The organism is Actinoplanes sp. NPDC051513, assembly GCF_044454685.1.
Lineage (GTDB): Bacteria > Actinomycetota > Actinomycetes > Mycobacteriales > Micromonosporaceae > Actinoplanes.
On record NZ_JBITDW010000008.1, the window covers coordinates 298675 to 321501 of the forward strand.

Sequence of the window (22827 nt, forward strand, 5' to 3'; positions counted from 1 at the left end):
CGCCGCGTGGTGATCAGGCCGAGGGCGATCATCCCGAGCCCATGGACGAGTCCAGCTTTACCAGTGAGCCCGTTGTCGGAGGGTGCTATACCTGCCGTGGTAGCGGATTGTAGCCGGGCGGTGACCAGGGTGGATTTGGTGGGCTATCGACGTCGGTCATGCCATACGTGTCGGCCGCCGCAGCCGCTTACGGCGGGGCGGTGGTCCAGAAGGCCACGGACGCTGCGGTCGAGGAAGACGCGGACGAGTACGACTTCGACGAACTCGACGAGCTGGCCCACGCGTACGCGATGATCATCCACCGCTCCCAGGGCTCAGAGTACCCAGCCGTGGTCATCCCGGTCACGACCAGCGCCTGGATGATGTTGCGACGCAACCTGCTCTACACCGCCGTCACCCGGGCCAAGAAACTCGTCGTCCTCGTCGACTCCCGCCGCGCCCTCGCCGCCGCCATCCGCACCGTCGGCGCCGGCCGCCGCCACACCGCCCTTACCCACCGGCTCGCCAGGTAGGCCGCGAAGCCATCATCGGGCCGCTCTGGCGCCTCCAAAGTGGTACTCCGATCGGGCGTCAGCTACCTGCCCGAGTACGCTTCGGCGCCGTGCCCGTATCTCGCAAGCGGAAGAAGAAGTCGCCGTCCGGCCGTCGATCCCCGGCTCGCACCGGGGCGCCGACCCCGAGCAGGGCCGCGCAAGCTAACCCGTTGCGGGACTTGTTCGAGTACCGGCGCCAGCTCGACGCCCATCGGACCGCGCTGGCCATGGAGACCGCCGGGCCGATGGTCGACGCGTTGATTACCGCCGCTCCCGGCTGGTCCGACGACCAACTCGAAGACGATTTCTGCGTTCGCTTCGGCGTGACGATGACCCAGTACGAGAGCCGCGAGCTGGAGGACCACGTCAACCCGGACGATCTCGTTCGCGCCGTGCTGTCGGTGCTGGACGGGCGGCTGCGCGAGTCCGAGGGCTCAGGCAGCGGGCTCACCATGGTGCAGCGATTGCTGGCCGTCGTCGCCGGTGTGCTGCCGGCGCCGCTGAGCGAGTCAGCGCAAGACCTGGTCGCCGAGCATCTGGACGCCGACGTGGCGCGGCGGGTCGCTCGCGGGCGTATGGTGACCGGCCCGGCCCGGTGGGCGCGGAACAGTTACGGCACCCGCTGGGCCGTGGTCGCACCCTTCACCTCGGCGGACGGCGCCGACCGGTGGTACCTGTGGGACGTGGACACCTGCGGATACGAGGTCGTCACCGTACACAGCGGCTTTCACCTGTCCGCCGAGGCCGCGCTGGCCGCATGGCAGCAGGCCGTCGGCCCCTCGGCCGCGGAGGCCGCCCTGACCCCGGCGGACGACACCGAGACAATCGACGCGCTTCTGGCCGGCGAACTGGAAGACACCCGGCTCGGTGGAGGAAGCCAGGCACAGTACGCCGAGTTCCTGCGCACCCGCAGGCTCGGCAGCACCGTACGGCAAGCGGCCGGCCGAGCCCGCGGGCGCACCCTCGTTCGGCTGAGCGCGGACACCGCTGCCGAACGGTTCGCCCGGCGGCTACGGCAGATCGGCCTTCACGACAGGCCGGCTGGTGACGAATCCGACGAGGGCCCGGCCGGGGCCGGCGAACTCGCCGCGGAGATGGCCGGGTCCTGGGGCCCGCAAGAATGCCCGAGCCTGTACCCGTACTGCTCACCGCACAAGGTCGCCGCGGCGGTGTCGCACCTGCGTGACTTCTACAAGGACGACTTCGCCGCCGAACTGGTCGCGGTGTTGCCTGAGTGGATCCGCTTCCTCGCCGAACACACCGGCATGACCGCCGAACTGACCGAGCGCTGTCTCACCTACGCCTCCGGCGAACTCCAGTTCCCAGGCCTGCTCGACGAACGCGAAGAGCCCAACCCCATGGCCCGAGTCACCGAGTGACAACGGAAGCGCTGTGCCCGCAGTTCGCAGCTCAGGGCAGCACCGCGTCCAACGGGCCGGTCGGTCTGGCGTCGTCCGCGTGACCGGCCAGGGGCGCGTGTGCGCCTTCAGCGAGGAGTCGTTGGCGAACCAGGTAGCGGCCAAGATCGGTGAGATTCGCGGTCAGGCCGGGCTGCGGGTGTAGCGCCCATGGCGCGACACCGATGGCGGCGGCAGCGGCTTGCTGGTCGTTGACTTCGTCGTCGATGCCGGCAACGGCGACGGCGCCGTGGTCGGCCAGGTCGGAAAGGGTGTTGCGGACTACGGCGGCGGCCAGCCCGGCGAACAGTGCGGGATCGCCTGGCGGGAGGCGGCGCTCGTACTCGTCGAGCAATTGGTCGATCATCGTGTCCAGGACAGCGGGCTCGCCGGTTGCCGTGGCGGTGTACAAGATTCCGAGGAACCGGGGCATCCAGGGCCGCAGCCAGTCACGTAGGTGCTCGCCGTTCTTCGGCACGGCCGCCGGCGCCGGGGGATCCAGCAACTCGTCGGCCAGATCGCACCAGAAGTCGAGGACCTGTCCCGGTTCTCCGGAGCCGGCCAGTGCGCTCGCGATGAGATTCGCGCCGGAGCCGGCGACGACTCGGGTGCGGCGGAGCTGAAGGACGTCGAATTCGATCGCCAGCCGCCATATACGGGTCAGAGCCGGTGTGCCGCTTGTTCCACGGCCGCCGGCCGGTAGGTCGAGCGCCGCCAGCAGCGCCGGAACATCCGCCTTGCGCGGCTCGCCGCGATCGTCGACGGTCTTGCCCTCGCCGACCCACGCTGCCACGGCCTGGAGCCGGCTCAGCCAGCCGGCCCCGTCAGTGGCCACCATTTTGGCGAGGTCGGCTGCCTCCGGCAGCACGACGGGCGGGAACTGCGCCTGCTGCTCACAGCCACAGTCGCAGCCCAGGTCCGGCCACGCCAGATGCTTCGCGGCCGGCGCGCCGCGCCCGAGCATCGCGACCTGTCCATCGTGAATGAGCAGATGCCCGGTGGCGTAGCCGGGGCGCTCGTCCATCAACTCACCCAAGACCGCGCGGCGGCCCTCGGCATCCCGGGCGTTGAAACGCTGCGCCCAAGCGTCGAGAGCCGTCGGCTCGGCGTCCAGCGGGATCCCGTCGGCGAGGATCGCGTGGAACACGCGCTTCGCAAGCCGCCACCGGCTCATGTCGGACATCGCGACGGGATACCGAGCCCCGAGCCGGTCCACCTCCTTGAGCAGGGTCGGCACGCGGACGCTGGCGGGGTGCAGCCGGTCGGCGGCGTCGAGGAAACGCAGAAAGGCCCGGATCGTGTCCAGTCCCTGCGCGGCGAGATCCCAGTTGTCGACCTGCCGGGGCACGACATAGGTCATGAACAGGTCGTGGACGTCGCCGCTGCGCCACCGGGTCGGATCCGGCCGGTCAAGGTACTGCGCGCGGCCCTGAAGCAGGATCGTGATCCGTTCCCGCCATTCAGTGCCGGCCCCGGCGCTCAGGACAAGCCCCGCCGCCGAAGCCCACTGCACGAACTCGTCGATCACCGTCTGCTGCAAGCGAGGCACCGCGCGACCCTACCGCGGTCGCCTCTCCCGACTACAGCGCCACCGCGCCGAGCCGCCGGTGGACGACCTCGAAGACCTGCGTACGGTTGTTGTCCCAGCAGCCCGTGATACCGCTGACGCTCGAAAGGGTGAATGCCGATGTCCGAAGACGATCTTGGCGCCGCGGCAGCGTCCGCACCTGCGCTACGGCAGGTCACTGCCTTCGCACGCTGGGTAGGCGAGGGTCGCAAGCTGACCCAGACCGGACAGCTGACCATGGCCGATGCCCGGCATCTGGTCAGCCTTCTCGATACCGGCGACGAAATCGATCCTGTCATCGGTGAGCGGGTATTTCGTACGCGTAGCAGCGCGGAACTGCCTGTCCTCGCAATCGTGGTGGCCTGGGCCAAAGCCGCCGGACTCGTCCGCCAAGTCCGTGGCCGGCTGGTCCCGGTGAAGAAGAACCAGCGGCTGATCGATCGGCCGGCCCAGCTGTGGACAGTCATGTTCGCCGCGTTCAACGAGCTCGGGCCAGCAGCCTGCCCATCCGGGTGGTTTCAATCGCTGCTTGGCGAGAACTTCGCTGACGGTATCGCTTTCCTTTTCGGTGGCATCGCGGATGGTGGTGGCGCCGCGCCGACCGAGGTGGTGCAGGAGGAGGTCTGGTCCGCGCTCAGCGCTCGCTATTACCTGGACGAAGCCACCGGCGAGCAACTGGCTCGCCTGCGCGAGTCGACCGGCCACGACGTACGCCGCGTCGTGGCCGGTTTGGTGAGCCTGGGAGCGCTCGCCGAGGAGGAGGCCGCGGCCGGAGTGCTGCGGCTGACGACGCTGGCCGAGGGGGCGCTGCGCTCCCGGTACGGCGCTGTCGCGCCCGGCGACCAGATCGCCCAGCTCAAGATCACACTGCTGGACATCGACCCGCCGGTGTGGCGGCGCGTGCTCGTACCCGCGACGATCCGCCTCGACCGGCTGGACCGGGTCATTCAAGCCGCCATGGGCTGGACCAACTCACACCTGCACATGTTCATCCACCCGAGCGGCCGCTACGGCGTCCCCGACCTCGACTTCCCACTGCAGGACGAACGCCGCACCACCCTGCGCGATCTCGCCGCTCAAGAAGGCGAAACCTTCAGGTACGAGTACGACCTCGGCGACAGCTGGGACCACGCGATCGTGCTGGAACAGTTGCTGACCGCCGAGCCCGGCGGCCGATACCCCACCTGTGTCGCCGGCGCCCGCGCCTGCCCACCGGAGGACTGCGGCGGTGTCCACGGCTACGCCGATCTCATCGACACACTGGCCGACCCCACCCACCCCGAACATCAGCACCTGCTCGAATGGCTAGGCATCGAGAAGGGCAGCGACTTCGACCCGGCGCACTTCGACACAACCGATGCCAACCGCCGGCTCGACGCCGTCATACTCGCCGCAACCACGACCGCCTGAGACTCGACCAGCTGAGATCGGCTTCCCCTCAAGCTGTAGCCAGGCCGGTCGGTGGCTGTGGCGCACCACCTTCATCGAACGAACCTGGCGACCCGCCTGCGACGGCCACGCCGCCCACGGCTGGGAACCGCTCCTCCCGGCTTCCGGTTTCACGACCTGCGACACACACACCGCACCTGGATGGACGAGGACCACCAATCTCGGCCGAAGCCGCCAACTCACGCCCGACCACAACACGGGGTAACCATCCGTAGCCAGACGAGGCGTCGCCAACTTAGTCACGTGCACGGATCTGCCGCCGTCCGTGCTTCCGCCATCAGCGAAGCTCGGGTTGTCCGGCTCCGCCGATATGGATGGGGCTGTGCTGCCTATCTGACCGCGGCGGATTTGGTCATTCGAGCTGAGTTCGTCGGGCATGCTGAACCTGTGGAGCACCAGTGCAGAGCTCGTGGCGGATGATCTTCGGCTGGTTCGCCCAGCATCACCCCGATGTATGTGGGGAGTTCCGAGGGCCGGCCGACGAGAAGGACATCGAAGCCGTGGAGCAGGCGACGGGCAGGTCCCTGCCCACCGACCAGCTGGCTTGGTGGCGACTGTGCGACGGCACCGAGAGGTACGGCCCGGTCCCGTTGCACGTTCCCGTGGCCTGGGCGCCGGCCTCGACCGCCCTGGCCTTGGACAGTCACCGATCGCTGACCAATGACCTCGCTCGCTACTGGCCCGACCTGATGGAGCAGGACAGCGAGCCAGCCGGTACCAGCACCGACATACCGTGGCTGCCCAGCTGGCTGCCCATCGCGCACGACCTCGGCGGCAACTACTTGTTTCTCGACCTTCGTGAAGGACCGGCACACGGCTGCGTCGGCGTGCAATACAACGACGACGCCTTCACCGGAGAACCTGCGTGGTGGAGCGTCGCCGACATGCTGGCCGACGTGGCCGATGCCCTGACCAACGACACAGACATCAATGGCTGGTACGCCGAGGCCGCCAACGGCCACATCCGTTGGCGGTCCGGCTGACACCAGAAACGACAATGCACGTCTCCCATATCGTTTTGCCGGAGCCCAACGCTGAATCGCGAAGATCCCACTGCGCATCCGGATTTGCCGCCGATAATGCGCGGCGCCCTGGCAGTGAGCACGGCGAGCAGCAGATGTGCGTCATCGCCCGCGGCCTGATGAGCCAGCCGGACTGATGATGATCGACGAGCTGTCGCTGGGGCTGGCGCCGCTGATCGTCGACGAGATCCTGGAACGGCTGCCGGACATCGCGGCGGCCGGCACCTCGGTTCTGCTGGTGGAGCAGGATGTGGACGCGGCGCTGTCGATGGCCGAGCGCGCGTATGTGCTCGAGACGGGCCAGATCACTCTCTCCGGCCGGGCCGGGGAACTGCTCGCCGACAAACGGATCCAGGAGAGCTACCTCGGCATCGCGTGACCCCCAAGGGTTTTCTCCACCGATCCGCTTTCGCCCGACCCCCAGAGACTTAGATAAACTTCCATGTGTCCAGGTGACGCCACCGCTGAGCGTCAGGTGGAAGTGGCTATGTACGCGACCATGAGTGACCGCCGCGTCCGGGTTGCGATCAGCTCCGATCGACGGCTGTTCCGGGACAGCCTCGCCGCGAGCCTCGACCGTGCTCCCGGGCTCGAGGTGGTGGGACACAACGCCGAGGCGGCCCTGCCTGCCCTGTGCGAGGTGGCACGGCCCGACATCCTGGTGTTCGACGTCGGCCTCGACGTCGGCGCCAGCCTCGGCTCCCTCGAACGGTTCCATCAACGCTGTGCCGATGTTCGGACGATCGTGGTCTACGACCGGCTCTCCCCCGATGAGATGAAATGCGCCCGGCAGGCCGGCGCGAACGCCCTGGTTCCGGCCACCCAGGCCCTCGACGCGCTTCTGCTGGTGCTGCGCCGGTTCGTCGACCGCAGCGACGACGTGTCCGAGGGCTCGCTCAACGAGCAGGAACGCAAGATCATCGCACTCGTCACCGCCGGTTGCACCGCGACCCGGATCGCGGAGCTGCTGCACCTGACCCCGGCCGCGGTCGAGAACGCCAAGCGCCGCGTCTACCGGAAACTGCGCGTCGGCTACCAGGGCGAGGCGGTCGCCCGGGTGGTCGGCCTCGGCCTGCTCGACCATTCGCACGACCGGCCGCCGGACCGGATCGCCGGTGGGAAGTTGCTCGTCGTGCTGCGCGGGTCGGACCCGGCCACGCGCCTCATCACGCTGATCGTCCTGCTGCATGCCCAAGTCGCGGTCCAGCAGGACATCGCGCCGCGCATCGTCGGCAAGCCATGGGACGAAGCGCAGCGCGGCCCGGTGGTGCTGGTCCTCCTGGATCCGGGCTCGACCGACCGGCTGCGCGCCGACGACAGCGCCACGCCGACCGTCCTGGTCCACTCCGCGCCACTGTGCCGCGCAGAGCTCGCCGACCTCCTCCTGCACGGTGTCTGCGCGATCCTCGCGGCCGACCGGATACCCGATGACCTGCTACCCGTGCTGACCGTCGTCTCGCGCGGATACGTGACCCTCGATACGAGCGAGGCCCGCGCCCTGCTCAACCAGCAGCCCGGCCCGACCAGCGGCTCCGGACTGCCCGACCTCACTCCCCGAGAGGCCGAGATCCTACGATCGATAGCCCGCGGCCACACCGTCAAGCAGACCGCCCGCGCACTCGGCATCGCCATCAAGACCGTGGAGAACACGCAGGCGCGCATGTTCCGCAAGCTCGGTACCCACAATCGGGCCGGCTCCCTGGGCGTCGCGCACGCCCTTGGCCTGATCGATTCACTGGAGGAGCAAGCTCGCGTACGCGGGAATGGCACTACCCAGCCAACGAGGCGGACGCTCTAGCCGATCTGGTACGGGCGCATCATGTCGTTGTCTTCGTGGTCAAGGATGTGGCAGTGCCAGACGAACCGGCCGGGCCGGTCGAACGTCGCCTTGATCCGGGTCGTCTGGCCGGGAAGCGCCATCACCGTGTCCTTGGTCCCCGTCTCCCAGCTGTTCGGGGCGGACGCGCTGCCGCCGAACGGCCGGCGGTCGAGCACCTGGAACTGTACGAGGTGGACGTGGATCGGGTGCCCGTCATCGGTGAAGTTGTTCAGCTCCCAGATCTCCGTGGCGCCGGCGGCCGGGTGCTCCGTGACCGGCGCATCCCAGTGCAGCGGGTTCGGGGTGTTGTCCGCGTTCATGGTGCCGAGCAGGGCGAAGATCGGCGCGTCCGGGAAGAACGAGGACGTGATCTCGTTCAGGGACAGCCTCCGGGTGACCGAGGCGGCTCGCGGCGGCGTGACCGGCGGCAGGCGCAACTGGCTCGGCGGAACGCTCGTGTCGGGTGCGGCCAGCGGGCCGACGACGAACTGCATGATCTGGCCGGTGGTGCCGGGGTCCGACGGTTCGACCTCCGGCGGCTCACCTCCGCCGAACGGCGCGTCCGGGCCTTCGTTGATCAGGTACAGCTTCGTGCCCACCGGCAGACCGGTGAAATCGACGATCGCATCGAGCCGTTCGGCCGAGGCCAGCCAGGCCGTGTTCACGGCCGCCGGAGCGGGGAGGAACCCGCCGTCCGCGCCGATGATCCACATAGGCAGCGCCGCGGTCGCCGGCCGGGGAGTCAGCGGATTGGTCACGATCTTCAGCAGGTAGGTACGGGCGTTGGACGCGTTGAGCACGCGGAACCGGTACCTGCGCGGCTCCACGGTCAGGGTCGGCCAGGTGCTGCCGTTGACCAGATTGGTATTGCCGAAGAACTCCGGGTTCCAGTACGGCGGTGTGTCGGTGTACGGGATCCACGGTCCGTTCGGTGGCGTGTCGCCGAAGAACCCGCGGCTGGTGGGGAAGAACAGCGAACCGTCGGAGTTGAAGGACTTGTCCTGAATGATCAGCGGGATCTCGTGGTAGCGCGTGCCACGCGGGTCGCCGAGCCGCGGCGCCGGTCCGGGCAGCACTCGGTCCGGAAGGTCGCTCGGGCCACCGCGCAAGGCGTACAGGCCGGCCAGCCCGGCCTGGACGTTCACCCGGGTCATGCCCAGGTCATGGCTGTGGTACCACAGCATCGTGGCACGCTGGTCGTTCGGGTACTGCAGCACCGCCTTTCCCGGCTGCCACTGGCCACCGAACCGGGCCGCGGCCTCCTGGCTGAACCGGTCCCAGAACGACCCGACCGTGGCGTACCCTCTCGGGATGTTGCGCGCCGCGGGCAGCGTCCACGCCTCCGGGTACCCGTCGCTCTCCTCGTAGCTGTGCCCACCGTGCAGGTGAACGACGAGCGGGATCGGGCCGGTGTACGGCGGGGGCGTCGAGGTGACGTGCGGGGTGTCGTCGCGGCCGTCCACCCCACCCGGCGGGTTGGTCCAGTGCAGGGTCGGATCGATCGTCAGCGGGTGCGGCACGAAGTTGTTCTGGCCGTCCACCAGACGGTTCCACCACGTGGCGCGGACCTGACGACCGACGCTCGCCTCGATCGTGTAACCGGGTGTGTGGAACGTCCGGACGTCGGTCACCGAACCGAACCCGAGCACCGTCGTCGAGCCGAACCCGGCCGGCAGCATCTGCTGCCGGAACCGGCTCGCCGCGATCGAATAGCCGTCGACCCCGGACGTCGAGCCCGCGGCCGGCATCGCCGGAATGACGAACAGCGGCGTCACGTACTTGGGAATGGTTGTGGGGTCGAGCGTGCCGCCGGGGACCGGTTGCGCCAGCGCGGTTCCACCGCGCAAAAGGACGCCCGCCGGAACGAGCGTGGCTGCGCCGGCAATGGCGCCCGTCTTGAGGAGTTGCCGTCGAGTAGGCATGCGCGGGCTCCCTTTTCGAGAATGCACATGGTCATCCGCTGCGCCGCCTGGCGATGCGGACAGCCGGCGCTTGAGGAGTGCGGCCATCTGCGATCTCCGGCGGATCCGCCCGCCGACGGGGGCCGGCTTTCGAATACAGTGAAGTACCTGACAACGCACCCTGACAATTGGTTGTGGCAGACCAGAAACCCCCAAGGGCGCGCCCGTTAGGCAATTTACCGAAGTGAGTGCCTATTCCAGGCTGATCACCGCCAGGCCGGCCAGCGTGGTGGCGAAACCGATCCATTGCGGTTAGCTGAGCAGCTCGTGCAGCCTGATCCGGCCAGGCCGGACGCGTTCGCCGCGGCCCGCGTGGCGATCCACACCGGCGACCACACCGAACCGGCCGCGATTGTCGAGGCCGCCCTGACGGCGCCGCTCAGTGGCGGGCGACACGCCGGCTACGCCCACGCGGCCGCCGCGGAGTTGGCGGTTGTCGCCGGCCACCCGGACGCCGACGCGTGCATCCGGGCGGCCGCTGCCGTTGCGGCCGAGAATGACTGGGCGGCCGCCTGTCTGGACCGGACCCGGGGCCGGTTGTACGGTGACGCTGAATCGCTCGCCCGAGCCAGCTTGAACTCCGGATCCGGGTTCGGCTCGCGGCGAAAGAGGCGCCGGCCCGTCAGTAGCGTTCCACCAGATGAGCGCGACTGGCCGGGAGCTCGTACGAGTCCGGCCAGAAGTCGGTGATCTGGGCGATCTTGCCGTCCTCCGCGAGATCAAAAAACACAGGCCGGGCTGGGCGCGCCGGCGGCACCTCGGTGGTCGATCAGGGTGGCCGGCAGGCTCGGCTGTCCGTCGGGGAGTTCGCGTTCTACGACACCCGCCGGCCGTACGAAGTCTCCTGCGGTGTCGACGAGCGGCCGACCCGGGTCATGACATTCATGTTCCCGCCCTCCCTGTTGCCCCTGTCGCCGAGCGGTCGCAAACACCTCACCGCGGTGCGCATCCCGGCCACCGCGGGGATGGGCGACCTGACCGCCCAGTTCCTGCTCCAACTGGCCGGCAACGTCGAGGACTACACCCCGACGGAGGCCGCCCGGCTGTCCACCGCCGCACTCGAGATCCTCGCCACCCGGCTGGCCCGGGAACTGGACGTCAGCGACTGGGGCACGCCCGAAGCCCGCCGGCACGCCCTGCTGGTCACCATCCAAGGCTTCATCCAGCAACACCTCAGCGACCCGCAACTGTCCCCGGCCGGCGTCGCCGCGTACCACCACGTCTCCCTGCGGTCGCTGCACCAGCTCTTCCACGACGAGGGGCTGACCGTGGCCGGCTGGATCCGGTCGCGACGGCTGGAGCGGTGCCGCCGCGACCTGACCGATCCGAGCCTGGCCGCCCACCCGGTCGTGGCCATCGCGACCCGGTGGGGCTTCGCCAGCGCCGCCGACTTCAGCCGGGCCTTCCGCACCGCGCACGGACTGCCACCGGCGGAATACCGCAGATTCGCACGCATTGCTAACACCTCTGCGCTCTGACCGAACGACACCCGGCGCCGGTCGCCGCCACCCTGGTCCTATGCCAACGGAGGTGGTAGCGATGACATACCCATTCGCTGACCGGGTCGCCGAGGACCGGCGACTCGTCGCTCAGGGGCAGGTGTTCGATCCGCTGGCTGTGGACATCGCGCCGACGATGCTGCGCAAACTGGCCGAGAACACGCAGCGGGCCGGACGGGATAATGTCCGCGGCTTCCTGTCCCACCAGCCGTGGGACGCTCAGGGGCCGTCGACCTGGTGTACAGCCTCATCGTGTTCCAGCACATCGCCGACTGGACGGCCATCGTCGAGTATTTCTCCCGGATCGGTGCCTGCCTCGCTCCGGGCGGCGTGTGCTGGGTGCAGTTCGACACCCGGCCGGTCACGCTTCCGTACCTCGCGGTCGGCCGGCCTTCGCAGCCTTGATCCAGTGGCCGATCTCCTTGCTGATCTCGCCCTGGAGCCAGACCGCGTTGTCCTGGGGCTGCGGCTTGGGCTTGATCTGGAACTTGGACTGGAGCACGGTGTGCCCCACCCACACCTCGGATCCACCGGGAACGCCGACCGCGGCGGCCGACCAGTTGATCGTCCCGTCGTAGGTAGCCTCGCGGCCACCGTCTGGCCCATCACCGAAAACCTGAACGCCCGGCCCAAGCTCAGGACGGCCCAACGCGACGACCATCTGCTCGAAAGCACGCGAACCGAGGCGATTAAGGTCATAGTCCGGCACTCGGTCGTCCCTCGTTGCAGCGGCTAGAGTCCGCGATCCGCGGGGATGACTCGTCCGGCCCGTCTTCAAACTCCCGCTCGGCCGAAACGACGAAGGGCCAGCCCTCGACGGGCTGACCCTTACCGACCGTGACGCAAGCCCGCTGGTACGCGCACTGCCAACTATGGTGGGCGATACTGGGATCGAACCAGTGACCTCTTCCGTGTCAAGGAAGCGCGCTCCCGCTGCGCCAATCGCCCTTGGCTTTCGCCGAGGTGGAGACGGGATTTGAACCCGTGTACACGGCTTTGCAGGCCGTTGCCTCGCCTCTCGGCCACTCCACCGAGTCGGCCCCGCACTAACCTGTGAAGGCCTCTCCGAGCGGACGACGGGATTCGAACCCGCGACCCTCACCTTGGCAAGGTGATGCGCTACCAGCTGCGCTACGTCCGCTTGTCTTCCCAGGGGGCTTGCACTCCCTGGCGACGGATGAAACCTTAGCCTGTTCCGCCTGGCCTTGCCAAACCGGGGTGGCCCGGCGCGTCGCGGGAAGGACGGGAGCTGGGACTTCGCGGTTATCCACAGGCGGCAAAACTCCCGAGCGGGCGAAGACGCCGCCGGTGTTGGATGAGGCCATGAACTTCCGGCAGATCAGCGCGGCGGAGCGCACGGCGACGATGTTCCCCCTCCAGGCGTACGCGTTCATGCCCTCACCGTGGCCGGCCGAAGACGAGGAGATCAACGCCCAGCGCATGAAGTTCTTCGAGTCCGCGGTGAGCCTCGTTGCCGAGGAGGACGGGCAGGCGCTCGCGGCAGTGGCGGCCTTCCGCATGCGGCAGAACGTGCGAGGGCGGCTTCACGACATGGCGGGGGTGGCCTCGGTGTCCTCGCATCCCTCGGCACGGCGGCGTGGGCTGGTGCGCGAGCTCATGCGGCGGCTGCTGCGGCAGATGCGTGACGAGGGCTGCGCGGTGAGCGTCCTCTATCCGTTCCGGGCGGGCTTCTACGCGAGGTTCGGTTTCGTGGGAATTCCGCGGTATCGCACGGCGGCGTTCGCGCCCGAAGGGCTCGATCATCTGTTGCGCGCGGAGCTGCCGGGCGAGGTGACGTGGCTGCCGATGAGCGAGGCCTTCGACGAGTGGGATGGGCTTCAGCGGCATCTGCTCACGCGCCGGCATGGGTTCGCGGTCTTCGACGAGCTGCGGGCCGCCGAGTTCCGCGACGACAAGTACTGGGTGGCGGTGGCGCGATCCGGCGGCGAGGTGGTGGGGGCGGTGCGCTACCGGATCAAGAGCTACGGAGGCGATCTGATCGCCGACCACCTGCTCTGCGCGAACTCGATCGGGCGGGCGCTGCTGTTGCAGTTCTTCGCTCGCCACGTCGACCAGGTGTCCCGCGTCGTCGTGAAGATCAGCACCGACGAGGTGCCCGAGCTCTGGGGCACCGACATCCAGGTGGTCACCGAGGGCAAGGTCGACCGGCCGAGTCACGGAGGGCCGATGGTCCGGGTTCTCGACATGGAGGCGCTCAACGGCGCCGCGGTCGGGCCGGGCGCGATCACCGTCGAGATCCCCGACGACGAGCTGATCGGCGGGGTCTGGCGGCTGGAATCCGTCGACGGCGCCCTCGCCGTCACGAAGGGCACGACGCCCACGAACGGCACGACGCCCACGAACGGCACGACGCCCACGAACGGCACGACGCCCACGAACGGCACGACGCCCACGAACGGCACGACGCCCACGAACGGCACGACACTCACGGAGGGCACGACGCCCACGGACGGCACGACGCCCACGGACGGCACGACGCTCATGAAGGGCACGACGCCGGCGGCGACGCTCAGCGTGGGTGGCTTCAGCGCGCTGCTGTACGGGGTGCTCGACCCGGTCGAGGTGGTCACGCGGGGCCTGGGCGAGATCCCGCCCGAGGCGGTCCCGACGCTGGCGGCGATGTTCCCGCGCGAGATGCCCTACCTGGTGGCGGATTTCTGAAAGGAGGCGGGGCTTCTGAAGATTCAGGCGCCCTGGAGGGCCTGCTGAAGGGAGGTGTCTTTGGGGGACGAGATCGCGGGTGGCCGGTTGCGGGCGGCGTCCCATGCGGCTTTACCGCTGGCGAAGTAGTCGCGGACGGACTTCTCGACCAGCAGTCTGGTGGGGCAGTGACAGCGGGCGATCACGCCGTCGGCGTCGATGCCGAGGTGGCGGCACAGGGTCACGGCGCGGTCGACGTGGTACGACTGCGTGACCACCAGGGCGCGGGTGACGCCGTAGACGTCACGGGCGCGGATGCAGGTGTCGTACGTGTCGAGGCCGTACGGATCGGTGACGATGCGCTGGGCGTCGACGCCGAGCTTGGTCAGGTAGGCGGCCATGGCCGCGGGTTCGTCGCCGGATCCGCCGTGGCTGTCGCCGGAGACCAGGACCACGCGGGCCCGGCCTGACTTCACCAGCTCGGCGGCGGTCTCCAGGCGGCCGGCCAGGCGCGGGGAGGGCGTCCCGTCGAGGGTCACCTCGGTGCCGAGGACGATCGCCACGTCGGCGGTGGGGGCGTCGGCCTCGTCGTGCACATGGCCGTGCGCGGAGATGACCGTCCAAGCCCAGGGGGTGCTGACCACGAACAAGGCGGCGACGACGATGGCGGCGAACAGCAGGAGTAAGCGGCGGCGGTGCCGGACGAGCCTCATGATCCCGCGAGCCTAGCCAGCCCGCGCCAGCAATCGGAGAGCGCGCTCAGCCGGAGGGGCGCCGAGGCCCCGGCGGGCTGAGCCCGGGTGCGCTGAGCCCGGGTGCGCTGAGCCCGGGCGCGCTGAGCCCGGGTGCGCTGAGCCCGGGTGCGCTGAGCCCGGGTGCGCTGAGCCCGGGCGGGCTGACGGGACGGTCGCCCAGCAGGGCCGCGCCCAGCGGAGTGATCGTGTGGAGCACCGCCTTGCCGACCCGGCTGGTGTGGATCAGCCCGGCCTCCCGTAGGACCGCGGTGTGCTGGCTGACCGACGCGGCGCTCACCCCGACACGACGGGCCAGCTCTGATGTGGTGCTTCCGTCGCCGATCGACTCCAGCACCGACGTACGGGTTTGGCCGATCAACGCGGCCACCGATCCGCCGTTCGCGGCGGGCCCGGCCGCCCAGAAGGCCGCCGGATCGCGCTCCACCGGATACACCAGCACCGGCGGCAGCGTCGGATCGCGCAGCACGTCGGGGGCGCCCCACGAGAAGTACGACGGGACCAGGATCAGGCCCCGGCCGTCCAGCTCGATGGACTGCTCGAAGGGGGTGTCCACCTCCAGCACCGGAGAGCTCCAGCGCATCATCGGCCGGAAGCTGTTCAGCAAGCCGTCCACGCCGTGGTCGAGCAGCGCACGGGCGCGGCGGGACCGGTCCGCCTCCACGTGGGCCTGCGCCTCCGACCAGTACGGCGCCACCGCCACCTCGTGGTGGGAGCGCATCGCGCCCGCCACCCGTTCCAGGACGGGCCGGTCGCCCTCGGCCAGGCGCCGCATCCAGGCGGGGGTCGGCTCGCCCAGGCGCGCGAGCTCCAGCATGTCCTGACGCAGGCGAGCGGTGGGCGTGGAAAGCAGCGCCTCAATCGCGTACGGCAGACCCAGTTGCCCCTCGGCAGGCGTGAGGAAGTCGGGGTAGTACGGGCCGCGGACCAGCGGCAACAGGATGTCCAGGTCGGCACGGCGGGTCGCGCGGATCACCTGCTCGCGCCACGGGCCGAAGATCGGGGTCTGGCCGGGGCGCGTCAGCCGGAACATCGTGAACACGGTTTCCCACATGGGGTCGGGTTCGCCGGCCATGCGGACACGGCCGATGTCCTCCGGCGTGAAGTGGACGCGCAACACGTCGGCCTCCGGCTCCCTTGCACTGTGGCAAGCAAGTTTATCCGGGCCGGACGCGACCACCCACTCACGCAAAGCAGGCTATAGCTGCACAAACATTGTCCAGGCGGGCGCGGCCGCCGGCGAAGCCGAGCAGTCGGCACAGCGGCCGCGCCCGTCGAGCCGCCGCCGCGCGCGCCCCCGCTGGGACGATCCCCCGTGTTTCCCACCGCCACGGCGGACGGCTCGCCCGGTGGCCGGCTCGACCCAAAGACCATCGCCGCAGCTCGGGGCCGAGCTCAAGACGTTTAATCCCACGCTGAATAGTTGCGAGGCCGTCCCGTCCCATTTCCGACCCGGAAGGCCCCGATGTCCGAAAGCAAACGGGGCCTCGCAAATCACAGCGCGCCAAGGATCAAAAGGGCGCCAAGGATCAAAAACGTCACACCCCGGTTCCGTACGGGATAGGTATCTGCCGAACCTGCAAGGCCGGTTCCCGGTACCCGTCCGCTTTCTGGCGCTTCGGGAGGGTCACGTCGTGGTGCTTCAGCGGCTTGTACGGCACCTGCGAGAGCAGATGCGTGATCACATTCAGCCGCCCGCGCTTCTTGTCGTCGGTGTTCGTCACGTACCACGGGGCCCACGCCGTGTCCGTGGCCCGGAACATCTCGTCCCGCGCCCGGGAGTAGTCGTACCAGCGGCTGTACGACTCGAGATCCAGGTTCGACAGCTTCCACACCTTGCGCGGGTCGTTGATCCGGCCCTCCAGCCGCCGCGTCTGCTCGTCGGCGCTGACCTCCAGCCAGTACTTGAGCAGGATCACCCCGCTGTCGACGATCGCCCGCTCGACCTCGGGCACCAACGCGAGGAACTGGTCGGACATCTCGGGGGTGCAGAACCCCAGCACCCGCTCGACCCCGGCCCGGTTGTACCAGCTCCGGTCGAAGATCACGACGTCCCCGGCGCCGGGCAGGTGCGGCACGTACCGCTGCAGGTACATCTGCGACTTCTCGCGCTCGGTCGGCGCCGAGAGCGCGATCACCCGGAATGTCCGCGGGCTCACCCGCTCGGTGATCGCCTTGATCGTCCCGCCCTTGCCGGCCGTGTCCCGGCCCTCGAAGACGATGCATACCTTGGCGCCGGTCTTCTTGACCCACTCCTGCATGGCGACGAGCTCCCCGTGCAGCCGGCGCAGCTCGTGCAGGTACTCCTTGTTCTTCATGCGTGGCAACGGCTCGGAAAGTTTCGTCATCCGGACACGGTCGCACCTCAGAACGTGCGGGTTGTCACCCCGGGCGGATGGTTCCCGCTCAATATCCTGACCGCATGTCGACCGCGATGATCTACGCCGAGTTCGCCGCCCGGGAGGCCCACGCCGTCTCCGACGCGTACGAAAAACTCGCCGTTGCCGTCTCTCGCGACCGTGACCTGATCGCCCGCCTCGACACCCTGCCACCCGCCAAGCGACAGCCGAATCTCCTGTTCGCCGCCGTGCGTTTCCTGGACGGCCCGGTCACCGACCCCGGCGCCTTCCGCGATTTCACGACCGCGCACTGGCCCGCGGTCGAGGCCGAGATGCTCACCCGCGCCACCCAGACCAACGAGGTCGGCCGCTGCGCCCTGCTGCTGCCGATCCTGGCCGCGCTGAAACAGCCCGTCGCGCTCCTGGAGATCGGCGCCTCGGCCGGCCTCAACCTCTTCCCCGACCGCTACTCCTACCGCTACGGCGACCACCGCCTGGGCGCCGGCGAGCCCGTCCTCGACTGCGCGCTGACCGGCCACCAGCCGCCGACCACGTTGCCCGAGGTCGTGTGGCGCGCCGGCCTCGACCTCAATCCGCGCGACATCACGAACCCGGCCGACGTCCGCTGGCTGGAGTCGCTGATCTGGCCCGAGCACGCCCACCGCCGCGAGCGCCTGCGCGCGGCCGCGGAAACGGCGAAGCAGAATCCCCCGCTGCTGATCAAGGGTGATCTGGTCGACGATCTGCCGGCCCTGGCCGAGCGGGCGCCCACGGGCGCCACGCTCGTCGTTTTCCATACTTCGGTGCTCTATCAGGTGCCGGTCGAGCGTCGCGAGGCATTCATTCGTCTCGTACGGGACCTGCCGGGTCACTGGATCTCGGTGGAGAATCCGGCCGTCCTCGAGTACGAAAGCCTGCCCGACCCGCCGGACGAGACACTGCACAACGTGCTCGCCCTGGACGGCCGCCCGCTGGCCTGGTGCCGTCCGCACGGCCAGGCCATGAGCTGGTTCGCCTGATCGCGTCGCGGAGGACGATGCGGCGGTCGCGGGCCCGGTTCAGTTCAGATCGGGCCACGGGTCGGTGACCGCGTGCAGCAGCCGGTCGATGACCGACCGATCTCCCACGACGGAGACGTTGCCATCGGCCAATGCGGCGGGGAGCGTGGCGGGATCGGACAGCAGGGCGCTGAACGTCGTGGGCTCCGCACGGAGCGAGACGTCCGCCGTCGCCGGTTCGCCGGGCTGCACCTGAACCCGTCCGGACGCCATGCGGACCGTCCAGACCCGGCCGTCGAGCTCGAGACGGCAGCTTGTGGCGGGCGCCGCGGGGTCGGGGCGAGCGGCGCCCTGCAGGAAGATCAGCACGGAGGTGGCGCTGAGCGCGGCCGGCGGCGGGGGTTGCGGTGCGTCGATTCCCCAGTCGCCCAGCGCCCGCAGGATCGGTTCCAGCTTCCGGCCCCGCTCGGTCAGTTCGTAGACCCGCGTGCCCTCGGCCGGCGCCTGTCCACGGCGGATCACCCCGTTGTGCTCGAGCTCCCGGAGCCGGTCGGCGAGCAGGTTCGAGCTGACGTGGGGCAGCGCATGCCGCAGCTCGGAGAAGCGCTGCGGCGTCAGGAGAAGCTCACGGACGACCAGCAGGGCCCATCGCTCCCCGACGACGTCGAGGGCCCGGGCAATCCCGCACGAGTCCCGATAGCTGCGGCTGGTCGGCATGGCCACTCCCCTCGTCCCATCCGATCCTAAACCACCACGACTACTGATTGTTTTCAACAACTAGATGTGGTTGCGTTGTCGTGACACCTGGTCACACGGCGCGCGGAGGGGACACCAGATGAGTGCATTGCTGCTGGAGGACAAGAACGCTGTGATCTACGGCGGCGGGGGCGCCATCGGTGGCGCTGTCGCACGGGTTTTCGCCCGGGAAGGGGCGCGGGTCTTCATCGCCGGGCGGACGCGGGCGAAGCTCGACGCGGTGGCGCGCGACATCGCCGCCGCGGGTGGAAAAGTCGAGACCGCGGAGGTCGACGTTCTCGATCAACTGGCGGTCGAGAAGCACGCCGACGCGATCGCGGCGACGGCCGGCCGCATCGACATCGCCCTCAACGCCGTGAGCGTCATGCACGACCAGGGAACTTGGCTGGCGGACCTCTCGCTGGCGGAGTTCATGCGGCCGATCGACGGCTTTCTGCGGACGCTGTTCATCACCAGCAAGGCGGTGGCGCGGCACATGGGCGGCGAGCGTCCCGGCGTCATCCTGACCCTGTCCGAGCCGGGCGCCAAGCTGGCGGTGGGCGGCATCCTCGGGCACAGCGTGAGCGCGGCCGGCAAGGAGGCCTTCACGCGGGTTCTGGCCGCGGAACTGGCGCCCCGCAACATCCGGGTGATCGGCATCCGCCCCCACGCCGCCGTCGACGCGCCGGCCGCGGGTTCCTACACGAAGGACCTCTTCCGGCAGATCGCGGCGACGGCCGGGCAATCGGTCGAGGAACTGCTCGACGGCGGCGGGCTGGCGCAGGGAACGCTCCTGAAGAGACTGCCCACGCTCGCGGAGATAGCGGAGACGGCCGCGTTCCTGGCTTCGGACCGGGCGGGGGCCATGACCGCAACGATCGTCAACCTGTCGGGCGGCGCGCTCGTCGACTGAGCCCGGCCCGCCCGGCCCGCCCGGTCCGGGACCACGGCGATTGCTCTCCCGGCAGAGCATCCGGGTTAGATGCGGACAGGAACGCAGCGGGGATGACGGTCAATGAGCTGCAGGAACGGGACGCCCGAGGATTCCTGACGAACCTCGAGGATCTCGTCGCGCGCCGGGTCGACGCGGTCTTCACCGCGGTCGAGTGGCTCGAGAGCCGCGGCTGGGAGGTCGTCAACGTCGAGTCCAGCGGCAAGGCTGAGGCGGTGCCGGCCAGTCCGGCCGGCACCACCGAAACTCAGCCGACGACGGACCGCAGCGGAATCGAGGCCGCTCGCAGGTCGCCCACCAGGTCGCGAAGGAACGGGTGCTCGTCGAACATCAAGCCATCCGGGTTCGGGATGGTCAGGTACGCCGAATCGCCCACGACCGCGACCGTCGCGGTGTCGGTGTACCGGCTGACCAGGCTCTGCGTCCGAGCCAGGTCACCGACCGCCACCTGGAGGCGGCTCGGTCGCCACTCGCCGCCGAGGTTGACCGGCGCCGGCTCGGCCGCCGCGGCCGCCCGCGCCGGGTCGACCCCCGACGTCCGCAGCGTCGGCGGCGCGGCCGCCGCCGGGTAGAGCAGCGCGTTGGCCACCAGCTGCAGGCCGCTCTCGTTGTACGCCCGGAACAGCGGGTTGTACGCGAACAGCACCGCCCGCCCGGCCCCGGTCGGCTCGTCCACCACGACCGACGTCCCCTTCAGGGCGTCCTCGTGGACGGTGTAGCCGTTGTGCCAGAACGTGTCGTCGCTCGGGTAGGTGATGACGTTCGTGCCGGTGGTGCCCGGGTTGAGGATCGGGTCGCCGTTGTTGAACTCGAAGTCCTCGGCCGGGCGGCCCGACGCGACGGGGCTGCTGGTGTCCACGTCCACCCGCAGATGCGAGCCGATCACCAGGTAATCGGCCGGTTTGGGCTTCTCGGTGGTGGAGGTCAGCCCGGCCGCCCGGGCCAGCCGCGTGCCCTCGTTGCGCAGGCCGATGTAGGTGTGTCCCTGCGCGATCCAGTTCCGCAGGTTGGCCTGGCCGGCCGCGGTGAGGCCGCCGGTCGCGTTGCTGCCGTCCGGCACCAGCAGCACGGTACGGCCCGTGAACGCCGCCGTGTTGTCGTTGATGTCGGCGGTGGTGACCGGCTGGAGGTTCAGGCCCCAGCGCCGGCCCAGCACGTACCGGGCCTCGCCGTAGGAGCCGGAGGTGGTGGAGATGCCGGTGCCCCGGAACAGGCCGACGTCGGGCAGAGCGATCGCGTCGCCGGCCGCGGGCCGATGGCGCGGGGTCAGGCTGACGCCCAGTGATCGGGCGAGCCGATCGACGGCCGAGGTGACACCGGCGGCCGGGAGCACGACCTGGTTGGCGTCGCGGACGGCCGCGACGCCCTGGCCGAGCAACTGGAAGGTCAGCTGGGCGGCAGAAGCAGAATCCAGCGCGTACGTGTAAGAGCCGTGCCGCGGCGCGGTTCCCGTCCGGCCGCCCTCGATCCGCTTGACCAGCTCGGCCTTGGGCTTCACGACGTCGCCGGTGTAGAGGGTGTCGATGCCCATCAGCAGCGGGTTGCTCCACGAGGACACGTCATAGAAGTACGGGAACGGGACGTACGGGTCCTCGCCGAGGGTGGCCTGGATCCAGTGTTTCTGCGGCTGGTCCATCGGGATCCAGTACGCGCCGGCCGGCACGCTGACGTCAGTGCCGCTACGGCCGCCGAAGACGCGCGCGTTCCGTACGGTGAGAGGCTTTTTGATCTCGTAAACCTCGACGTCCATCCGCCGCAACCGTTCGACGAGCCGGCGAACGTCGCCGAGCTGGCGGCCGGGCATCAGGAAGTACGACCTGATCTTGATGTCGGGCACCGGGAACTGGACGGTGTTGGTCGGCTGGACGACCTCGTTGGGCTCGAGCGCGCCGGCCCGGCCCTCGGCGAGCGCGTCCGTCCACATCTTGTAGTAGCTGTTCAGCACCTCGCGCTTGTTGGCGGCCGCCCATCCGAGGGTGGCCCACTGGGTGTTGAACTGCTGCTGGACGCGGTCCTGGACCGCGGAGGCGCTGCCCTTCTCGTACGTCATGCCGGCCGCGCCGAACCCGGTGGCCGGCACCGTGTCGCCGTAGCCCATGTAGAACAGGTCGTAGACGTCGTAGTTGAAGTAGCACTCGGTGGTGACGGTGGCGGTGCATGCGCCGTTGTAGCCGAAGGCGGCCTTGTTGGCCTCGCCGATCCGGTTGATCCAGTCGACCGGGGCGTCGGCGATCTCGTGGTGGATCGGGTCGGCGTTCGGCGGGAAGAAGTACCGCTGGCCGCCCATCTCATGCGCGTCGATGAAGACCTGCGGCGGGTACCGCCGCAGCAGCTCGAGCTTGCTGTCGGTCTCGGGCTGGGTGCGCGCGAACCAGTCCCGGTTCAGGTCGAAGCCGAACTCGTTCTGCCGCCGGTTGGCGTCGCGGCCGTCCGGGTTCTGGGTCGGCAGGATCACCGTGATCAGGTTGTCGTTGCGCTGCTTCACCGCGCAGGAAAGGCCGGCGGCCAGCTCGTACAGCGTCTTGAGGGAGGCGTCGGCGCCGCTCGTCTCGCCGCCGTGGACATTGCCGGCGATCCAGACGATGGCCGGCTTGCCGGCGGCTATCCGGCGGGCCTGATCGGCACGCATCTCGCGCGGGTCCCGCAGGCCGCGAATCTCGTCGGCGATCTCATCGACGTCCACGTGCTTGTCGGACACCACGGCGTAGTTCAATGGCTGACCGAGCACGCTGGCGCCCATCGTGCCGGTGACCACGCGATCGGACGACTTGTCGACCGCGCCCAGGTAATCGCGGATCTCGCCGTTGGTGACCACCCGCTGCTGGCCGAGGCCGAGCGGGAAGCCGAGGAACGTCTCGGGGCTGGGCACCGAGCTCAGGTGGGCGGCGGGGTCGTTGCTGCATTTCGTCGTGGTGGGTGGCCCGGCGATCGCCGGGGTCGCGGCCAGCGGTGGGATCAGCGCGGCGGTCAGGAAAAAGGCCAGGTGAGGCAGGCGCATCGTGTCGTCGTTCCCTTCTGGGGAAATGACTTCGAAATGATCATCAGCCTATGGCCTGGAATTTGAGGGGGTCAACGTTTCCCGACAATTACCTATTGGTTGCCGAGAATGCGCAGTGCGGAATGGTATGTATCGATCGCCCGAA

At 69.3% G+C, this 22827-nt stretch carries 18 protein-coding genes, 3 tRNA genes and 1 pseudogene; 11 read left to right on the top strand and 11 right to left on the bottom strand.

What is annotated here, in order from left to right:
* Nucleotides 1-245: 245 nt before the first annotated feature.
* A pseudogene (locus tag ACIA5D_RS26745) lies at nt 246-512 on the top strand (ATP-binding domain-containing protein); the annotation flags it as partial.
* Between the two features lie 191 nt (nt 513-703).
* Nucleotides 704-1912 (top strand): hypothetical protein, encoded by a 1209-nt coding sequence (locus tag ACIA5D_RS26750; RefSeq protein ID WP_396032946.1) that lies wholly within the window; start codon nt 704-706, stop codon nt 1910-1912.
* A 31-nt stretch (nt 1913-1943) separates the two neighbouring features.
* Here the strand turns inward: ACIA5D_RS26750 and ACIA5D_RS26755 are convergent, their stop codons facing one another.
* Nucleotides 1944-3479, bottom strand: coding sequence for a hypothetical protein (locus ACIA5D_RS26755; RefSeq protein ID WP_396032947.1), 1536 nt, complete (start codon nt 3477-3479; stop codon nt 1944-1946).
* A gap of 138 nt (nt 3480-3617) precedes the next feature.
* Here ACIA5D_RS26755 and ACIA5D_RS26760 point away from each other — a divergent pair, with 138 nt between their 5' ends.
* The 4 genes from ACIA5D_RS26760 to ACIA5D_RS26775 all read left to right on the top strand — a co-directional run bounded on the left by ACIA5D_RS26760 (nt 3618) and on the right by ACIA5D_RS26775 (nt 7766).
* Nucleotides 3618-4907, top strand: a complete 1290-nt coding sequence (locus ACIA5D_RS26760) for a plasmid pRiA4b ORF-3 family protein (protein ID WP_396032948.1) — start codon at nt 3618-3620, stop codon at nt 4905-4907.
* A 437-nt stretch (nt 4908-5344) separates the two neighbouring features.
* On the top strand, nt 5345-5929 hold the full coding sequence (locus tag ACIA5D_RS26765; protein ID WP_396032949.1) for an SMI1/KNR4 family protein: 585 nt from the start codon (nt 5345-5347) through the stop codon (nt 5927-5929).
* A gap of 175 nt (nt 5930-6104) precedes the next feature.
* Nucleotides 6105-6347 carry a hypothetical protein gene (locus ACIA5D_RS26770; protein ID WP_396032950.1) on the top strand — a complete coding sequence of 81 codons (243 nt, stop codon included), beginning with the start codon at nt 6105-6107 and terminating at the stop codon, nt 6345-6347.
* 120 nt (nt 6348-6467) lie between these two features.
* On the top strand, nt 6468-7766 hold the full coding sequence (locus ACIA5D_RS26775) for a LuxR C-terminal-related transcriptional regulator (protein WP_396032951.1): 1299 nt from the start codon (nt 6468-6470) through the stop codon (nt 7764-7766).
* Here the strand turns inward: ACIA5D_RS26775 and ACIA5D_RS26780 are convergent.
* Nucleotides 7763-9709 carry a multicopper oxidase family protein gene (locus ACIA5D_RS26780; protein WP_396032952.1) on the bottom strand — a complete coding sequence of 649 codons (1947 nt, stop codon included), beginning with the start codon at nt 9707-9709 and terminating at the stop codon, nt 7763-7765. The two genes, ACIA5D_RS26775 and ACIA5D_RS26780, sit on opposite strands and share 4 nt — an antisense overlap.
* Nucleotides 9710-10509: 800 nt before the next feature.
* Here ACIA5D_RS26780 and ACIA5D_RS26785 point away from each other — a divergent pair.
* Nucleotides 10510-11226, top strand: a complete 717-nt coding sequence (locus tag ACIA5D_RS26785; protein WP_396032953.1) for a helix-turn-helix domain-containing protein — start codon at nt 10510-10512, stop codon at nt 11224-11226.
* A gap of 231 nt (nt 11227-11457) precedes the next feature.
* Nucleotides 11458-11652 (top strand): hypothetical protein, encoded by a 195-nt coding sequence (locus tag ACIA5D_RS26790; RefSeq protein ID WP_396032954.1) that lies wholly within the window; start codon nt 11458-11460, stop codon nt 11650-11652.
* Here the strand turns inward: ACIA5D_RS26790 and ACIA5D_RS26795 are convergent.
* The 4 genes from ACIA5D_RS26795 to ACIA5D_RS26810 form a co-directional block, all read right to left on the bottom strand.
* Nucleotides 11609-11956, bottom strand: coding sequence for a hypothetical protein (locus ACIA5D_RS26795; RefSeq protein WP_396032955.1), 348 nt, complete (start codon nt 11954-11956; stop codon nt 11609-11611). The two genes, ACIA5D_RS26790 and ACIA5D_RS26795, sit on opposite strands and share 44 nt — an antisense overlap.
* 164 nt (nt 11957-12120) lie before the next feature.
* A tRNA-Val gene (locus ACIA5D_RS26800) sits at nt 12121-12195 on the bottom strand.
* A 13-nt stretch (nt 12196-12208) separates the two neighbouring features.
* Nucleotides 12209-12279, bottom strand: a tRNA-Cys gene (locus tag ACIA5D_RS26805).
* 36 nt (nt 12280-12315) lie between these two features.
* Nucleotides 12316-12388, bottom strand: a tRNA-Gly gene (locus ACIA5D_RS26810).
* Nucleotides 12389-12570: 182 nt separating this feature from the next.
* On the opposite strand from ACIA5D_RS26810, the gene eis reads away from it, so the two are divergent.
* Nucleotides 12571-13929 (top strand): enhanced intracellular survival protein Eis, encoded by a 1359-nt coding sequence (eis, locus tag ACIA5D_RS26815; protein WP_396032956.1) that lies wholly within the window; start codon nt 12571-12573, stop codon nt 13927-13929.
* 23 nt (nt 13930-13952) lie between these two features.
* Here eis and ACIA5D_RS26820 read toward each other — a convergent pair whose 3' ends face one another.
* From ACIA5D_RS26820 to ppk2, 3 genes are all read right to left on the bottom strand, one after another.
* Entirely contained in the window at nt 13953-14621 is a 669-nt protein-coding gene (locus ACIA5D_RS26820) for a vancomycin high temperature exclusion protein (RefSeq protein WP_396032957.1), read from the bottom strand.
* Nucleotides 14622-14667: 46 nt separating this feature from the next.
* Entirely contained in the window at nt 14668-15780 is a 1113-nt protein-coding gene (locus tag ACIA5D_RS26825) for a DUF5937 family protein (protein ID WP_396032958.1), read from the bottom strand.
* Between the two features lie 418 nt (nt 15781-16198).
* Nucleotides 16199-17008 carry a polyphosphate kinase 2 gene (gene ppk2, locus ACIA5D_RS26830; RefSeq protein WP_396032959.1) on the bottom strand — a complete coding sequence of 270 codons (810 nt, stop codon included), beginning with the start codon at nt 17006-17008 and terminating at the stop codon, nt 16199-16201.
* Between the two features lie 74 nt (nt 17009-17082).
* Between ppk2 and ACIA5D_RS26835 the strand changes: the two genes are divergently transcribed.
* Entirely contained in the window at nt 17083-18018 is a 936-nt protein-coding gene (locus ACIA5D_RS26835; protein WP_396032960.1) for a DUF2332 domain-containing protein, read from the top strand.
* A 39-nt stretch (nt 18019-18057) separates the two neighbouring features.
* On the opposite strand, the gene ACIA5D_RS26840 is transcribed toward ACIA5D_RS26835, so the two are convergent.
* On the bottom strand, nt 18058-18714 hold the full coding sequence (locus tag ACIA5D_RS26840; RefSeq protein ID WP_396032961.1) for a winged helix-turn-helix transcriptional regulator: 657 nt from the start codon (nt 18712-18714) through the stop codon (nt 18058-18060).
* 118 nt (nt 18715-18832) lie between these two features.
* On the opposite strand from ACIA5D_RS26840, the gene ACIA5D_RS26845 reads away from it, so the two are divergent.
* The gene (locus ACIA5D_RS26845; protein ID WP_396032962.1) at nt 18833-19645 is read left to right on the top strand and encodes an SDR family NAD(P)-dependent oxidoreductase; all 813 of its coding nucleotides are present in this window, start codon (nt 18833-18835) and stop codon (nt 19643-19645) included.
* Between the two features lie 286 nt (nt 19646-19931).
* Here the strand turns inward: ACIA5D_RS26845 and ACIA5D_RS26850 are convergent, their stop codons facing one another.
* A complete protein-coding gene (locus ACIA5D_RS26850; RefSeq protein ID WP_396032963.1) occupies nt 19932-22682 on the bottom strand; it encodes a M14 family zinc carboxypeptidase in 2751 nt (916 codons plus the stop codon).
* Between the last annotated feature and the right edge of the window lie 145 nt (nt 22683-22827).

Bases quoted from the DNA above. Each gene is read 5' to 3' on its own strand.
- ACIA5D_RS26760 (WP_396032948.1), top strand. From the start codon at position 3,618: ATGTCCGAAGACGATCTTGGCGCCGCGGCAGCGTCCGCACCTGCGCTA.
- ACIA5D_RS26770 (WP_396032950.1), top strand. From the start codon at position 6,105: ATGATGATCGACGAGCTGTCGCTGGGGCTGGCGCCGCTGATCGTCGAC.
- ACIA5D_RS26775 (WP_396032951.1), top strand. From the start codon at position 6,468: ATGAGTGACCGCCGCGTCCGGGTTGCGATCAGCTCCGATCGACGGCTG.
- ACIA5D_RS26780 (WP_396032952.1), bottom strand. From the start codon at position 9,709: ATGCCTACTCGACGGCAACTCCTCAAGACGGGCGCCATTGCCGGCGCA.
- eis (WP_396032956.1), top strand. From the start codon at position 12,571: ATGAACTTCCGGCAGATCAGCGCGGCGGAGCGCACGGCGACGATGTTC.
- ACIA5D_RS26820 (WP_396032957.1), bottom strand. From the start codon at position 14,621: ATGAGGCTCGTCCGGCACCGCCGCCGCTTACTCCTGCTGTTCGCCGCC.
- ppk2 (WP_396032959.1), bottom strand. From the start codon at position 17,008: ATGACGAAACTTTCCGAGCCGTTGCCACGCATGAAGAACAAGGAGTAC.
- ACIA5D_RS26835 (WP_396032960.1), top strand. From the start codon at position 17,083: ATGTCGACCGCGATGATCTACGCCGAGTTCGCCGCCCGGGAGGCCCAC.
- ACIA5D_RS26840 (WP_396032961.1), bottom strand. From the start codon at position 18,714: ATGCCGACCAGCCGCAGCTATCGGGACTCGTGCGGGATTGCCCGGGCC.
- ACIA5D_RS26845 (WP_396032962.1), top strand. From the start codon at position 18,833: ATGAGTGCATTGCTGCTGGAGGACAAGAACGCTGTGATCTACGGCGGC.
- ACIA5D_RS26850 (WP_396032963.1), bottom strand. From the start codon at position 22,682: ATGCGCCTGCCTCACCTGGCCTTTTTCCTGACCGCCGCGCTGATCCCA.